Genomic DNA, 15,242 nt, shown 5'->3' on the forward strand with positions numbered 1-15,242 from the left:
CACATGACCCTCGACCTGACCGTGGACGAAGTCCTGCGCACCACCCGCTCGGTCCGTAAGCGCCTCGATTTCGACAAGCCGGTGTCGCGCGACGTGCTGATGGAGTGCCTGGAGCTGGCGCTGCAGGCACCGACCGGTTCCAATTCGCAGGGCTGGCAATGGGTTTTCGTCGAGGACGCGGACAAGAAGAAGGCGATCGGCGACGTCTATCTGGCCAATGCCCGCGGCTACCTCAGCTCGCCGGCCCGCGAATATGCCGAGGGCGACACCCGCGGCGAACGGATGGGTCGGGTGCGTGAGTCAGCGATGTACCTCGCCCAACACATGCACGAGGCGCCGGTGCTGCTGATCCCGTGCATCGAGGGTCGCGAGAACAAGTCGCCGCTGGGCGGTGTGTCCTTCTGGGCGTCGCTGTTCCCGGCGGTGTGGAGCTTCTGCCTGGCGCTGCGGTCGCGCGGGCTGGGCTCGTGCTGGACCACGCTGCACCTGCTCGGTGACGGCGAACGCCAGGTCGCCGACGTGGTCGGCATCCCTTACGAGGACTACAGCCAGGGCGGCCTGTTCCCGATCGCCTACACCAAGGGCACCGACTTCCGGCCCGCCAAGCGACTGCCGGCCGAAAGCTTGACGCACTGGAACAGCTGGTAACCGTCGGGGGACGCGTCTGTCCCCTATTTGGTGGACACCGGATTCGTCTCCCGGTATCTCCCATCGGAGGACACCGCCGGGGACCCGAGTCGGGCAGTCTCAATGACAACGAGTTACACCGAAGTCGGCATCACCGCCGACACCCCTCAAAGCTGTGGCATGTTTCTCTGCCCCCAGAAACATGGCCACTTGGAAGCAGGCCCGTGTTCGCACGGGCCTGCTTCTGCTTGTGGCCGGCAGATTCGAGAGCTACACGGCACCGGAGTAGCCGTGCTGGCGCCACGCCTCGTAGACGGCGACGGCCGCGGCGTTGGACAGGTTCAGGGACCGCCGCCCGGCCAGCATCGGAATCCGCACCTGCTGGGTGATGTGCGGGTCGGCCAGGGTTGCCGCGTCCAGCCCGGTGGGTTCGGGCCCGAACATCAGCACATCACCCGGCAGGTAGTCGACCCCGGCGAACGGCGTGCCGGCCGCAGCGGTAAAGGCGAACACCCGCGTCGGCGACAGCGCCGCCCACGCCGATTCGAGCGATGTGTGCACAGTGACGGACGCCAGGTCGTGATAGTCCAGCCCGGCCCGCCGCAGTTTCGGCTCGGACAGGTCGAAGCCCAGCGGCTCGACCAGATGCAGTTCGCATCCGGTCGCCGCCACCGTCCGAATGGCATTGCCCGTGTTCGGCGCAATCCGGGGAGAAAAGAACAGCAGCCGGAACATGCGTCGATCATGGCAAATTTCGTCGGCTGTCTTTTCGCAGAAGTGGGTAAACAACGCGTTAGCTCGTTGTCAGATCTGCATCGGTATCTAGTCGAAAGGGCGTCAAATGGCTCGTCACGAGGGCGGCAGGTGGGACGTAGGTGTCAAGAAGGGCGACGTTTATGTTGCGCGTATCTCCGAGGACGACGAAGGCCTATTCGAGGATCTGATCTCACCCGACGAAGCGCGGCATTTGATCGATCTGCTGACGAAGTACGCCGACAAGGCCGACGAATACGACCCTGACAAAGACGACGACAAAGACGACGACGACGACAAAGACGACGACGATGACGACGATGACGACGATGACGACGACGATGACGATGACGATGATGACGACGACGACGATGAAGACGAAGACGATGATGACGACAAGAAATCGAAGAAGAAGAAGTCGGATTAGGGTCAGCTGCTGCGCCGGGTGACACCGGCGCAGCTTCTGCTCACCAAGAACTCTTTTAGAACTCTCCAAGGCCCCTGCAGAAATCTCGGTGTCAAGCAAGCCGACACCGAACCAGGGGGCACCGAGAATGACCGTCGAATCAGTGCAGGTGAACAGCGTCTACCCGCACACCGACAGCCGTTACGAGAACGTAGAGGCCACGGTTACCTTCGCCGTGGACCCCGCCCACCTGGCCAACGCGCGCATCGCCGACCTCGAGCTGGCCGCCCGCGACGCCGACGGCCTGGTCCGCTACGACGCGGACCTGCGCCTGATCCGCCCGGTCGACGGCGGCAACGGCAAGCTGCTGTTCGTCGTCCCCAACCGCGGCGTGCCGACCAACGCCCCCTGGCTCAAGGGCGGCTTCCTGCTCGACCGGGGCTGGACGATCGCCTCGTGCGGCTGGCAGTGGGACGTCCAGCGCGGGCCGGCCACCCTGGGCCTGACCGCGCCGCAAGCCGATGTCGAGCCCGGCTTCCTGCGCCTGGAGTGGCGCTCGGACAGCGTCAAGGACGACCACGTGCTCAGTTTCACCGCGCCCGAGATCGAGTCCATCCCCGGCGCCGACGTGCTGTTCAGGTTCACCGACTACCCGACCGTCGACGTCGACGACCCCCACGCCGTGCTGACCGTGCGCACCGCACCTGACGCCGAGCCGACCGTCATCGACCGGGACACCTGGCGCTTCACCGACGAGACCCATGTCGCGCTGGACGGCGGATTCCAGCCTTTCCGCTGGTACGAGCTGACCTACCGCACCGCGCTGGCCCCGGTCGCCGGCACCGGCCTGCTGGCCATCCGCGACATCGTCAGCCACCTGCGGGCCGACGGCATCGAGCACACCTTCGCCTACGGCGTCTCCCAGGCCGGACGGCTGCTGCGCCAGTTCGTCTCCGACGGTCTGAACGTCGACGAGGCCGGACTGCAGGTCTTCGACGGCGTCTTCAGCGACTTCGCCAGCGCCGCCCGCGGCCAGTTCAACCAGCGCTACGCCCAGCCGTCGGCCCCGGGTGGCAGCGGCCGCGGCAGCAACGACCCGCTCGGCAACGCCGACCTGCTGGCCGTGCAGCGCGCCCTCGGCGGGGTGCCGAAGACCATCTTCACCAACAGCGCCACCGAGTACTGGCAGGGCGACGGCGCGCTGGTCCACGTCGACCCGCACACCGGCCAGGACCTGCCCGAGGACGCCGACGTGCGCACCTACCTGCTGGCCGGCACCGACCACTTCGGCAGCAGCAAGATCAAGGACGCGCTGCCCGCCGCCAACCCGGTGCACCACCTCGACGTCACACCGGTCACCCGTGCCCTGCTGATCGCCCTGGAGAACTGGGTCGTCGACGGCATCGAGCCCCCGGTCAGCGCAGTGCCCCGCACCGCCGACGGCACCGCCGTCGCCCGTAAGGACGTGCTGTCACACTTCGGCTACACCAACACCCCGTCGCCGGCCTGGCTCCCGGCGGCGCGCCGCGGCCAGTCGCACGTGGACCTGGTGTCGGCGGTCGACCAGGACGGCAACGAAGTCGCCGGCATCCGGCTGCCCGCCGTCGCTGCCCCGCTCGCGGTGTACACCGGCTGGAACGCCCGCCAGTACACCCAGGACCTGCCCGACGTGCTCTACGAGCGCATCGGCAGCAAGCTGGCCTTCGCGCCGGGCCGGCCGTCGGTCACCGACCGCTACGCGACCGGCGACGACTACGCTGCGGCGGTCCGTGCCGCCGCCGAAGATCTGGTGGCACAACGGTTCCTGCTGGCCGACGAGGTCGAGTCGGTGATCCGCAAGACCGTCGCGCAGTACCCCGCTTAGCGATGTCCTGCCCAGCCCTGACTTTTTAGCCTTCATTCTGATTGGCGGGTGCTGCGACGATGTCGCCGCTACGCTCACTGCTCGTGGCGGAAACGTTGTATGCGCCCTGCGGTGACCTCAGTCTGGCCTATCAGGTGGTCGGCGACGGGCCCGTTGACCTGGTCTGGGCCGGGTCGTTCGCCAGTCACGTCGAGTTGTATTGGACAATGCCCGAATTCGGTTCGCTGATGGAGAAGCTGGGCACGTTCGCTCGAGTCTTGTTGTTCGACAAGGCCGGCGTGGGGTTGTCAGATCCAGTGCCCAAAGTACGTACGCTCGACGACCGTGCGACCGAGATCCAGGCCGTGATGGACGCCGCCGGATTCGAAACGGCCGCCCTCCTCGGGGTGAGCGAAGGCGGTCCGGCGGCCATCCTCTTTGCCGCAACGCGTCCGGAACGAACCCGGGCGTCGATCCTGACCGGTACGACGTCGTACTCCGTTACAGACGGGTGGGGCGACCTGGAATGTGATCCGGCAGAACTGCGGGCACGTATCTTGAGTGAGTTGGGCGAAAACTACACGCCATCGGTGGCATGGATTGCCCACAGCCAGGAATTCGGCCGCGCCGTCCGATATGCATGGGGGAGCGGGGCGGCACTCAAATGCATCATTTCGTCGGTCCGATCGACACGCCAGCTCGGAATGTTGGAGCGCATGTGCGCCAGCCCGGGGATGGCGCGGGCAACAGCGGAAGCGGGATTCCGGATCGACGTGCGGCCGATCCTGCCGACGATCACGGCACCGACACTCGTTTTCCACGCCCGCGACGATCCCGCGCTGCCCGTGCAATCGGGCAGATACCTAGCCGATCACATTCCCGGCGCACGCATGCTCGAGCTCGATGGAGCAGACCACGCGCCATGGTTCACTGAGCCGGACAGGATCGCGACCGAAATCGAAGAGTTGCTCACCGGCAGCCACGGCCAGACGGCACCGTCACGTCGTGCCCTGCGCACCGTGCTGTTCACCGACATCGTCGCCTCGACCGAACGTGTCGCGGCCACCGGCGACGAACGGTGGCGCGCGGTGCTGCAGCGCTTTGGAGCAGTCACTGCCGAACTCACCAGCCGATTCGCCGGCACAGTTGTCAAGAGCACCGGTGACGGCCACCTCATCACATTCGACGGTCCGACGCAGGCCATCCGCTGCGCGGAGATGTTGCGCCGCGATGCCGAGACGCTGGGAATCGAGGTCCGGATAGGTATTCACACCGGTGAGTGTGAACTGCTGGACCGCGATATCGGGGGGATCGCGGTTCACATCGCTGCACGCATTCTCAGCCAGGCTGGTCCCGGCGAAATCCTTGTCTCGCGCACCGTGCGTGACCTGGTCGTGGGTTCGGGAATTGGCTTTGAAGACCGTGGCAACGTCGAGTTGCGCGGAGTGCCCGGCAGCTGGCAGCTGCTGGAGGTCGCTCGCGGCGGCGCGCGCCCGGGATCGGTCGAGGCGGCACTGGTGTCAACACCCACCCCGGGACCCGGGGCGGCGATGCGCCGCTCGGACCGCGTCGCGGCCCTGATGGCCAAGCGCACGCCATGGATATTGCGTGGGATAGCCCGTTTCGGCGCTACCCGATAGAACGGTTTTTCCTGCTGACCGGCCCGTCGTCGAATCCGCTGCGCCGAACTTTATCTACTCAGTAACAATTATGGAGACCTCAGCTGCGGGCTGTCATACTCGTCGGATCGTCAGGCATTCCATTCGCGGCCAGCTGCCGGCGAATACAGCAGCAGGAAGTTCGATGAGCCTCTCGTTTCACTCGATGCCCCGGGAAAGCGCGCCCACGTGACCATGTTCGCCCGCCCGACCAACCAGGTCGCGGCGGTCCCGCCCGAGTTCGCACCCGCCCCGGCCGCCGCGAACGTGTCGGCCAAACGACCGCGGTCCTGGTCGCTGCGCAACTGGCCGGTGCGCTGGAAGGTCTTCGCGATCGCGGTGGTTCCGCTGGTGCTGGCGACCGTCTTCGGGGCGATGCGGGTCGAGGGCGCGCTGGCCAATTCGAACGGCTTGCGGCTGGCCGCGGCCCGGGCCGAGGTGATACCGGCGATCACCAAGTACATGTCGGCGCTCGACGTGGCGCTGCTGGCCAGCTCCACCGGGCGCGACGTGGAGGGTGCGAAGAAGAACTTCGCCGCCCGCAAGAACGAACTGCAGACCCGGTTGGCGGACACCGACGTCATACCCGATGTCCGGACCGGCGGGGACACCTTGCTCAACGGCGGGCAGGCCCTGCTGGACAAGGCGCTGAGCAACAGCATCGGTTTGCGCGACCGCATCACCACCTACGCCCCCCTGCTGCTGACCGCCGAGGACGCGATCACCGCTTCGGTGCAGGTGGACAGCGAGCGGATCCGGTCCCAGGTGCAGGGCCTGAGCCGAGCCGTCGGCGCGCGCGGACAGATGACGTTGCAGCAGATTCTGGTCATTCGTGGCGCCGACCTGCCCGAGCCGCAACTGCGCAACTCGATGATCACCCTGGCCGGCACCGAACCGTCCACGCTGTTCGGGATGAGCGAAGTGCTCGGGGCCGGTTCACCGGATGCCAAGAACCTGCAGCAGCAGCTGGTCACCCGGATGTCGATCATGTCCGACCCGGCCAGCGACCTGGTCGAGAACCCCGACCTGCTGCGATCGATACAGACCACCCAGGGAATCGCCGAACAGGTCATCGGCAGCGCCACCGCGGAGGTGACCAGATCCGTGCAGGGGCAGGCCACCGAACGCCGCGACGCAGCCGTCCGCGACGCGGTGTTGATGCTGCTCGCCATCGGGATCGCGCTGCTGATCGTGCTGTTGGTGGCGCGTGCGCTGGTCAAGCCGTTGCGGATGCTGCGCGACGGCGCGTTGAAGGTGGCCCACACCGATCTCGAGGGTGAGATCGAACGGGTCCGCGCCGGCGCCGAACCCGTTCCCGAACCGTTGGCGGTGTACACCACCGAGGAGATCGGGCAGGTCGCCCACGCCGTCGACGAACTGCACACCCAGGCCCTGCTGCTGGCCGGTGACGAGGCGCGACTGCGGCTGCTGGTCAACGACATGTTCGAGACGATGTCGCGGCGCAGCCGTTCCCTGGTGGATCAGCAGCTGGCGCTGATCGACCGACTGGAACGCAACGAGGAGGATCCCGAGCGGCTCGACCACCTCTTCCGGTTGGATCACCTGGCCGCCCGGTTGCGCCGCAACAGCGCCAATCTCTTGGTGCTGGCCGACGCGCAGATCACCCGTGACCAGCGCGATCCGGTGCCCCTGTCGACCGTGATCAACGCCGCGGTCTCCGAGGTCGAGGACTACCGCCGGGTCGAAACCGGCGCGGTGCCCGACTGCACGGTGCTGGGCGCCACCGCCGGCGGAATCATCCATCTGCTCGCCGAGTTGATCGACAACGCGCTGCGCTATTCGCCGCCCACCTCCCCGGTGAAGGTGTCCGCCGTCCGCGGCAGTGAGGGCGGCGTCCTGCTGCGCATTGCAGATTCCGGGCTGGGCATGACCGACTCCGACCGGCGGATGGCGAACATGCGGCTGCAACCCGGCGGCACGCCGGAGCCGACCCCGGAAAACGCCCGGCACATGGGCCTTTTTGTGGTCGGCCGGCTGGCCGCCCGGCACGGGGTCCGGGTGGGGTTGCGGGGACCGGCCGGCGGCGAAGCGGGCGGTGGCACCACCGCCGAGGTGTATCTGCCGGTGACGGTGCTGGTCGGCGCCACACCGCCGGAGCCCGCCCCGCCGCCGCAGCGGCAGTTCTTCAAGGTGACGCCGCCGGCCGAGCAGGGCGCGGCCCCCGTGTCGCCGGCCGCCACCGGGGGGCAGCCGGTCACGGCGTTACCCCGCCGCAGTCCGGGGTCCAGCGGCATCACCTCCGACGCCGTGGCCGGGGCCGAGCAGCCGCCACCCAAGCAGAAGCGTCCGTTGCCGACACCGTGGTGGGAGAAGGGGCCGCAGCAACCGGTGACGCCGGCCCAACCGGCCGCGCCGCAACCCGCCACGGCCGCGTCGGACACCTCGGCGTTCTTCGCCCGGCGCCCGTCCCCGCCGGCCCCGCCTGCCCCGAAACCGCCGCCGCCGGACCTCACGCCCTCGGGCCCGGATGACGACGACGTGATCTATCAACGGATGCTCTCGGAGATTATGGGCGACCCGCACGACCTGGTTCAGAGCCCCGACCTGGATTGGCAGACGGTGTGGGACCGCGGCTGGACCGCGGCCGCCGAGGCTGAGGACAAGCCGGTCGAGACCTGCACCGATGCCGGCCTGCCGATGCGCACCCCGGGCGCCCAGCTGGTACCCGGCGCGGCCGAGGCCGACGACCGCGAAGTGTCCAACGGCGGCTTGCACCGCAATCCCGAAGCGGTCCGTGCGTCGATCGGCAGCCACTTCAGCGGCGTGCGTTCCGGCCGGTCGCACACCTCCGGCGCCGAGGGGGGCGAGCAGCAGTGACGGTCCAATCGTCCTACAGTCCGCTGGACTGGCTGGTGTCGAAGTTCGTGCGTGAGGTTCCCGGGGTGGCGCACGCGCTGCTGGTGTCGGTGGACGGGCTGCCGGTCGCGGCCAGCGAGCACCTGCCCCGGGAACGGGCCGACCAGCTGGCCGCGGTGGCATCCGGGCTGGCCAGCCTGGCCACCGGCGCCGCGCAGCTGTTCGAAGGCGGGCAGGTGCTGCAGTCGGTGGTCGAGATGCAGAACGGGTTTCTGCTGTTGATGCGCGTCGGCGACGGGTCGCATCTGGCCACCCTGGCCATGCCGTCGTGCGATATCGGGCAGATCGGCTACGAGATGGCCATCCTTGTCGAACAGGTGGGCAATGTGGTGCAGTCCGCCCGCCGCGCCGAACCCGAGCCGCGATGGACGAACGCGACCCACCGCTAGCGCCGCCCAGCCTGGTCCGCCCTTACACTTTGACGGCCGGGCGCACCGGCACCGACGTCGACCTTCCGCTGGAGGCGCCGGTGCAGACGCTGCCGTCCGGGCACGCCCATGGGTGGCCCGCCGACGACGTGCGCGGCCGGATTGTCGGGCTGTGCGTGAGCAGCCCGTCCGTCGCCGAAGTGTCGGCCCGGCTGGATTTGCCGGTCGGTGTTGCGCGCGTCCTGATCGGGGATCTGGTCACCGACGGTTACCTTCGGGTGCACAGGACCTTGACCGACCGCTCGACCCGCGACGAGCGGCAGGAACTCATAGGGAGGACGTTGCGTGGTCTCAGAGCACTCTGAACACGGAACCGCGTCGACGAAGATCGTCATCGCGGGCGGGTTCGGGGCCGGCAAGACCACCTTCGTCGGCTCGGTCTCGGAGATCATGCCGCTGCGGACCGAGGCGATGGTGACCGACGCCTCGGCCGGCGTGGACATGGTCGAAGCCACCCCCGACAAACGCACCACCACCGTCGCCATGGATTTCGGTCGGCTGACCCTGGCCGAAGATCTGGTGCTCTACCTGTTCGGCACCCCGGGACAGCGGCGGTTCTGGTTCATGTGGGACGACCTGGTGCGCGGCGCGATCGGCGCGATCGTGCTGGTCGACCTGCGACGACTGCAGGACAGCTTCGCCGCCGTCGACTTCTTCGAGCACCGCCGGCTGCCGTTCCTGGTCGCGGTCAACGAGTTCGACGGTGCCCCGCGATATCCCGTCGGGGAGGTGCGCAAAGCGCTGACGCTGGCCGAGCACATTCCGGTGATCAGCGTCGACGCCCGCGACCGCCGGTCGGCCACCGACGCGCTGATCGCGGTGAGCGAGTACGCGCTGGCCCGACTGGCCAGCTGAGCGCGTTGCCTCCGCAGTGGACTGACCGCGAATTCACCGGCGCGGACTTCCGCGACGTTGACGACGGAGACCTCAGCCGGCTGCTCACCGAACGCGTGGTGTTCACCGAATGCGACTTCAGCGGCGTCAACCTGGCCGAGTCGCAGCACCGCGGATCAGCGTTTCGTAACTGCACATTCACGCGAACTACGTTGTGGCACAGTACTTTTGCGCAGTGCAGCATGCTCGGATCGGTGTTCGTGCAGTGCCGGCTGCGGCCGGTGACCTTCGACGAGGTGGACTTCACGCTCGCGGTGCTCGGCGGCAACGACCTGCGCGCCGTCGACCTCAGCGGGTGCCGGCTACGCGAGACCAGCCTGGTGGAAACCGACCTGCGCAAGGCCGTGCTGCGCGGCGCGGACCTGCGCGGTGCGCGGACGGTGGGCACCCGGCTCGACGAGGCCGACCTGCGCGGCGCTGCCGTCGACCCGTCGTTATGGACGACAGCGTCGCTGGCCGGCGCACGGGTCGACGTGCCGCAGGCGATGGCCTTCGCGCTGGCGCATGGGCTGCGGCTGGACGGCTGAGTCAGCGCTTGAGCCGGATCCGCCACCACACGATGCCCGAATAGACCACCGACAGCACGGCCAGCATCGCCATGTCGAACAGCCAGGCATCTTTGGTGTGCGCCCAGTGGCTGTCTTCGGGGCTGAGTGAACCGGGCACCAGCTCGCGCAGGTTCACCGTGGCGGCGGAGGCCGCATAACCCCAGCGCGCCGGGATCGCCCAGGACAGCTGGTCGAGGAAGATCCGGTTCGTCACCGGGATCATCCCGCCGGCCAGCACCAACTGGAGCATCAGCGACACCACCAGCAGCGGCATGATCTGCTCGTTGGAGCGGGCCACCGACGAGAGCACCAGGCCGAGGATCGCCGAGGCCACGCAGGTCGCGGCGATGGTGGTGAACAACTCGAAGCTGGGGTTACCCAGCACGAGGGCCTTCTGGGTGGGAGCCCCTTTGCCGACGATCACGATGAGGGTGGCGATGGCCGCCTGCAGCACCGCGAACACGGTGAAGACGGTCAGCTTGGCGCCCAGGTACGCCCAGGTGGACAAGCCGACCGCCTGTTCGCGTTTGAAGATCGCCCGTTCACCGATCAGGTCGCGGATGGTCAGCGCGGTGCCCATGAAGACGGCGGCGATGGAAAGCAACGTCAGGATCTGGGCAGCTTCGTCCGGGGTGTCACTGGTCGGTGCGGCCCGGCCGAACCCGGTGTTGCCCGGCACAGTCAGCGACAACCCGCCCAGGATGAACGGCAACACCGCAAGGAAGATGAAGTACGCCCGGTCGGCGACCACCAGCCGAACCTGCCGGCGGGTGATCGTGGAGAACTGACGACGCGCGCTGGTGTGCGCCGGGGCACCGAGTTCGGCCGGTGCGGTCGCCTCCGCAGCCGGCAGCGGCTGATTCTGGGCCAGGAAGCGCCGATTGGCTTCGTCCGGGTCGGCGCCCACCTTGGCGAAAATGTGGGCCCAGTTCGTCGTCCCCATCACGTCGCCGATCTGGGCGGGCGGGCCCAGGTACGCCGTTTTGCCGCCCGGGGCCATCAGCAGCACCTGATCGCAGACGTCGAGGTAGGTCAACGAGTGCGTCACCACCAGCACCACCCGACCGGCGTCGGCGAGTTGCCGCAGCATCGTCATCACCTGCAGGTCCAGGGCGGGGTCCAGACCCGAGGTCGGCTCGTCCAGGATCAGCAGCGACGGTCCGGTGAGCAGCTCGAGCGCCACCGAGGCGCGCTTGCGCTGTCCACCGGACAGGTTGTCCACGCGGGTGTCGGCGTGCTTGGTGAGCCCGAGCTCGTCGAGCACCTGCGCCACCACCTGGGCGCGGTCCTCTTTGCTGGTATCGGGCGGCAGGCGCAACTCCGCGGCGTAGCTGAGGGCCTGGTTGACCGTCAGCTGCCGGTGCACCACATCGTCCTGCGGGACCATGCCGATCCTGCTGCGCAACGACGCGTACTGAGTGTGAATGTTGTGACCTTCGAAGGTCACGGTGCCCGAGCTGGGCGTGGTGTAACCGGCGATCAACCGCGACAGGGTGCTCTTGCCGGCCCCCGAGCCGCCGATGATCGCGGTCAACGTCCCCGGCCGCGCGGTCATCGCGACGTTCTCCAGCAGCCGCTTGCCGTCGATCGCGAACACGATGTCCCGGACTTCCAGACCACCGGTGCGGGTCGCGGCTTCGGTGCGGCGCACCAGGACACCGCCGGTCAGCACCAGGTCGACGTTGCCGATGGTGACGACGTCACCTTCGCTGAGGATCGCCGACCCGATCCTGATTCCGTTGACGAATGTCCCGTTGACGCTGCTGTCGCGGATTTCAGTGCCCAGCGGCGTCTGGGACATGACTGCGTGATAGCGCGATGCCAGCACATCGGCGATGACGATGTCGTTGTCGGCCGCGCGGCCGATCCGGGCGGTTCCGCCGCCGGCTGCGGGGCGGCTGACCGGGGGACCCTGCGACACCGTGAGGGCCTCGGTCGGGTGGGCGGCCGGCGACTGCAGGACGGGTTGAGCCTGCTGGGTGGGTGGCTGCAGGGTGGGCTGAGCTTGCTGGGTGGGAGGCTGGGTGGCCGGCCCGCGCCGTTCGGGGGAGATGAGCGGAATGGCCGAGGTGCGTTGTGCGGCATCCCGCGGCGGCGCCTGACCGCCGGGTTGACGCATCGGCGGGGCTCCCGCGCCCACCGCGGCGGGATTGATCACGGCAAACCGCTCCGTCGGCGGCAGAACGCCGACGTTGCCGTGGTGGTGGCCGACCGCGAAGGTGACGCGGGGTCCATCCGGCCTGCCGAGGTTGAGCGCCTGGCCGTCCTGGATGTCGAGCGTCTGCATCCGGCGGCCGTTGGCGAAGAGCCCATTCTGGGAGTTGTTGTCGATCGCGATCCAGCGGCCCTGGTCGAAACGCAGCACCAGGTGGGCGCGCGAGACGAGAGGGTGCGCCACCCGCAGATCGGCGCGCAGGTCACTGCCGACGATGACGTCCGATCCGGGCGCGAAGTCCCGGTGTGAACGCTCCGTGCGCACGGTCAGGACCGGTGATGAGGATGGCTGCATCAGCCTAGATTAGGGGTGCAATCCGCGTCAGCGGCGCTTTAGGCGAATTCTCCACCAGATGATGCTGCTGTAGATGATGCACAACACCGCGAGCATGCCCATGTCGAACAGCCACGCGCTGGGCGTGTGGTTCCAGTGCTGGTCCTTGGGGTCGGTCGGACCCGGGGTGAGCCGGTGGGTGTCGATGGTCGACGACGCCGCAGCGTACCCCCACCGGGCCGGGGTGGCCCAGGACAACTGGTCCAGGCCGGTGCGGTTGGTCACCCAGATCATCCCGCCGGAGAACACCAGCTGCGACATGATCGCGGTGACCAGCAGCGGCATGATCTGGTCCTGGGACTTCGCGATCGCCGACAGCGCCATACCGAGAATCGCCGAGGCCACACACGTGGCTGCGACGGTGACGAACAGTTCCAGCCGGACGTCGCCCAGCAACACCGCGTCCGATATCGGCTTCCCCCAGCCGATCACCGCGATCGTGGTGGCTATCGCCGCCTGCATGGTGGCGAAGGCGCAGAACACCACGATCTTGGCGGCCATGTAGGCGCCGGTGGACAGCCCGACGGCCTGTTCGCGTTTGAAGATGGGACGTTCCCCGACCAGGTCGCGGATGGTGAGCGCGGTCCCCATGAACACCGCCCCCACGTTGAGCATCACCAGGATCTGCCCGGGCTGATTCGGTGCGCTGCTGTAGGGGTCGGCCATGTCGAATCCGGTCTTGCCGCGGACCGTCAGGGTCAGCACGCCGATCAGGAACGGCAGCAATGCCAGGAACACGGTGTAACCACGGTCGGAGATGACCAGCCGAACCTGGCGACGCGCGATCGTGGAGAACTGACGGAAGCCGCTGTTATGCACCGGCTCGCCCAGGTCGGCGGCCGGGCTGGCCGGCGCCGGACCCGGTGGCTGTTGTCTGGCCTCCAGGAAACGGCGGTTGGCCTCGTCCGGGTCGGCGCCCACCTTGGTGAAGATGTCGGCCCAGTTGGTGGTGCCCATGGCCGCGCCGATCTGATCGGGCGTGCCCAGAAACGCGGTCTTGCCGCCCGGCGCCAGCAACAGGATCTGGTCGCAGACGTCGAGGTAGGACACCGAGTGGGTGACCACCAGCACTACGCGGCCCGCGTCGGCGAGCTGGCGCAGCATCATCATCACCTGCCGGTCGAGCGCCGGGTCCAGACCCGAGGTCGGTTCGTCGAGAATCAGCAGGGACGGCCCGGTGAGCAACTCCAACGCCACCGAAGCACGCTTGCGCTGGCCGCCCGAGAGCTTGTCCACCCGGGTGTCGCCGTGCTTGGTCAACTCGAGTTCCTCGAGAACCTGGGCGACCACCTGGGCGCGGTCTGCTTTGCTGGTGTCGGGCGGCAACCGCAGCTCGGCGGCGTAGCCGAGCGCCTGGTTCACCGTCAGCTGGCGGTGCACCACGTCGTCCTGGGGGACCATGCCGACGCGGCTGCGCAGCGAGGCGTATTCGGCGTGGATGTCGTGGCCCTCGAAGGTGACATTGCCGGTGGTCGGGCTGGTGTAGCCGGCGATCAGCCGCGACAGCGTGGACTTGCCGGCACCGGAACCACCGATGATGGCGGTCAGCGTGCCCGGCCGCGCGGTCAGCGAGATGTGGTCGAGCAGCTGCTTGCCGCCCTCGACGGTGAACGTGACGGAGTTGACCTCCAGGCCGCCGGTACGCGTGGCCGCGGCGGTGCGGCGCACCAGGGTGCCGCCGGCGAACACCAGGTCGACGTTGCCGATGGTGACCACGTCGCCGTCGGTCAGGATGGCCGAACCGACCCGCACGCCGTTGACGAAGGTGCCGTTGACGCTGCTGTTGTCGCGGATCTCCGCGCCCAGCGGCGTCAGGGTCAGGAACGCGTGCTGACGGGAGGCCAGGACGTCCTGGATGACGATGTCGTTGTCGGTGGAACGTCCGATCGTGACGGACCCGGCCGGTTTCTCGTGCGAGCCGGTCCGGGTCATCAGGGCCTGGAACATCTTGGTCGCGATGTTGCCGCCCTCCGGCGGCTTGGCGCCGGCCGACGGGCCCGGGCGCAATGGCGGCCGCGACGGTCCCGGCGGTCCCGGCGGTCCCGGCGGGGCGAAGTTGGGCGACGACGACGGCGGGGCACTCACCGGATAGCCGGGCGGGGCCCACGGCTGGCCGCTGCTGGGGTACATCGGTTGCCCCGGCGGCGGCCCACCCGGATGCGGCCGCAGCGGCGGTGGTCCGCCCCGGCTCGGTTGGCGCCCGCTGGGCGGCGCCGCGGGCGGGGGACCCGGTGGGGGCGGGGCCGGCCACGCCCCGGACGGGCCGGCGACGGCCGGGATACGCATCGATTCGGTCTGCGGGGGACGCCCGGCCGGCCCGTGGTGCCGCCCGACCTCGAAGACCAGCAGCGGTCCGTCCGGGTTGCCGATGTTGACGGCCTGACCGTCGTGGATGTCGACCATCGGCACCCGCCGGCCGTTGGCGTAGGTGCCGTTGAGCGAGTTGTTGTCGATCGCCAGCCAGCGGCCCTGGTCGAAGCGCAGCAACAGGTGCGCGCGCGAGATCAGCGGGTGGGTGATGCGCATGTCGGCGCGCAGATCGCGGCCGACCACCACGTCATGGCCTGCGGCGAACGTACGCTCCGAGCCGTCGTGGCGGACGGTCAGCGCTGGCGGGACGGGCGGAGACATTCAGACAACTTTAGCCGGTAGCCCCTCAC

The 15,242-nt window shown here is 68.4% G+C and carries 12 protein-coding genes; 9 read left to right on the top strand and 3 right to left on the bottom strand.

All coding sequences use genetic code 11. From position 1 onward, the window contains the following. Positions 1–3: 3 nt before the first annotated feature. A complete protein-coding gene (locus tag ACZYZ9_RS09245; RefSeq protein ID WP_463825935.1) occupies positions 4–648 on the top strand; it encodes a nitroreductase family protein in 645 nt (214 codons plus the stop codon). A 249-nt stretch (positions 649–897) separates the two neighbouring features. Here the strand turns inward: ACZYZ9_RS09245 and ACZYZ9_RS09250 are convergent, their stop codons facing one another. After that, entirely contained in the window at positions 898–1,362 is a 465-nt protein-coding gene (locus ACZYZ9_RS09250; protein WP_463825936.1) for a tRNA (cytidine(34)-2'-O)-methyltransferase, read from the bottom strand. A 106-nt stretch (positions 1,363–1,468) separates the two neighbouring features. Between ACZYZ9_RS09250 and ACZYZ9_RS09255 the strand changes: the two genes are divergently transcribed. The 8 genes from ACZYZ9_RS09255 (at position 1,469) to ACZYZ9_RS09290 (ending at position 10,013) form a co-directional block, all read left to right on the top strand. Further along, positions 1,469–1,807, top strand: a complete 339-nt coding sequence (locus ACZYZ9_RS09255; RefSeq protein ID WP_463825937.1) for a hypothetical protein — start codon at positions 1,469–1,471, stop codon at positions 1,805–1,807. Positions 1,808–1,934: 127 nt separating this feature from the next. Beyond that, positions 1,935–3,650, top strand: coding sequence for an alpha/beta hydrolase domain-containing protein (locus tag ACZYZ9_RS09260; RefSeq protein ID WP_463825938.1), 1,716 nt, complete (start codon positions 1,935–1,937; stop codon positions 3,648–3,650). 83 nt (positions 3,651–3,733) lie between these two features. Continuing rightward, positions 3,734–5,269: an adenylate/guanylate cyclase domain-containing protein gene (locus ACZYZ9_RS09265; RefSeq protein ID WP_463825939.1), complete on the top strand. Its 1,536-nt coding sequence runs from the start codon at positions 3,734–3,736 to the stop codon at positions 5,267–5,269. A 207-nt stretch (positions 5,270–5,476) separates the two neighbouring features. After that, entirely contained in the window at positions 5,477–8,125 is a 2,649-nt protein-coding gene (locus tag ACZYZ9_RS09270; protein WP_463825940.1) for an ATP-binding protein, read from the top strand. Further along, positions 8,122–8,553 carry a roadblock/LC7 domain-containing protein gene (locus ACZYZ9_RS09275; RefSeq protein WP_463825941.1) on the top strand — a complete coding sequence of 144 codons (432 nt, stop codon included), beginning with the start codon at positions 8,122–8,124 and terminating at the stop codon, positions 8,551–8,553. The genes ACZYZ9_RS09270 and ACZYZ9_RS09275 overlap by 4 nt, the downstream gene beginning before the upstream one ends. Next, positions 8,529–8,897, top strand: coding sequence for a DUF742 domain-containing protein (locus tag ACZYZ9_RS09280; RefSeq protein ID WP_463825942.1), 369 nt, complete (start codon positions 8,529–8,531; stop codon positions 8,895–8,897). The genes ACZYZ9_RS09275 and ACZYZ9_RS09280 overlap by 25 nt, the downstream gene beginning before the upstream one ends. Next, a complete protein-coding gene (locus ACZYZ9_RS09285; protein ID WP_463825943.1) occupies positions 8,878–9,447 on the top strand; it encodes a GTP-binding protein in 570 nt (189 codons plus the stop codon). Before ACZYZ9_RS09280 ends, ACZYZ9_RS09285 begins: the two co-directional genes overlap by 20 nt. A 5-nt stretch (positions 9,448–9,452) precedes the next feature. After that, positions 9,453–10,013 (top strand): pentapeptide repeat-containing protein, encoded by a 561-nt coding sequence (locus ACZYZ9_RS09290; RefSeq protein WP_463825944.1) that lies wholly within the window; start codon positions 9,453–9,455, stop codon positions 10,011–10,013. 1 nt (position 10,014) lies between these two features. Here the strand turns inward: ACZYZ9_RS09290 and ACZYZ9_RS09295 are convergent, their stop codons facing one another. Both ACZYZ9_RS09295 and ACZYZ9_RS09300 read right to left on the bottom strand, forming a co-directional pair. Then, the gene (locus ACZYZ9_RS09295) at positions 10,015–12,543 is read right to left on the bottom strand and encodes an ATP-binding cassette domain-containing protein (RefSeq protein ID WP_463825945.1); all 2,529 of its coding nucleotides are present in this window, start codon (positions 12,541–12,543) and stop codon (positions 10,015–10,017) included. A 27-nt stretch (positions 12,544–12,570) separates the two neighbouring features. Next, positions 12,571–15,213 carry an FHA domain-containing protein gene (locus ACZYZ9_RS09300; protein ID WP_463825946.1) on the bottom strand — a complete coding sequence of 881 codons (2,643 nt, stop codon included), beginning with the start codon at positions 15,211–15,213 and terminating at the stop codon, positions 12,571–12,573. Positions 15,214–15,242: the final 29 nt, after the last annotated feature.

Source organism: Mycobacterium sp. IDUB_28, assembly GCF_055419285.1.

What these genes read in the sequence shown, in the direction of transcription:
- ACZYZ9_RS09260 (WP_463825938.1), top strand. Translation starts at nt 1,935, where the DNA reads ATGACCGTCGAATCAGTGCAGGTGAACAGCGTCTACCCGCACACCGAC.
- ACZYZ9_RS09250 (WP_463825936.1), bottom strand. Translation starts at nt 1,362, where the DNA reads ATGTTCCGGCTGCTGTTCTTTTCTCCCCGGATTGCGCCGAACACGGGC.
- ACZYZ9_RS09295 (WP_463825945.1), bottom strand. Translation starts at nt 12,543, where the DNA reads ATGCAGCCATCCTCATCACCGGTCCTGACCGTGCGCACGGAGCGTTCA.
- ACZYZ9_RS09245 (WP_463825935.1), top strand. Translation starts at nt 4, where the DNA reads ATGACCCTCGACCTGACCGTGGACGAAGTCCTGCGCACCACCCGCTCG.
- ACZYZ9_RS09300 (WP_463825946.1), bottom strand. Translation starts at nt 15,213, where the DNA reads ATGTCTCCGCCCGTCCCGCCAGCGCTGACCGTCCGCCACGACGGCTCG.
- ACZYZ9_RS09255 (WP_463825937.1), top strand. Translation starts at nt 1,469, where the DNA reads ATGGCTCGTCACGAGGGCGGCAGGTGGGACGTAGGTGTCAAGAAGGGC.
- ACZYZ9_RS09280 (WP_463825942.1), top strand. Translation starts at nt 8,529, where the DNA reads ATGGACGAACGCGACCCACCGCTAGCGCCGCCCAGCCTGGTCCGCCCT.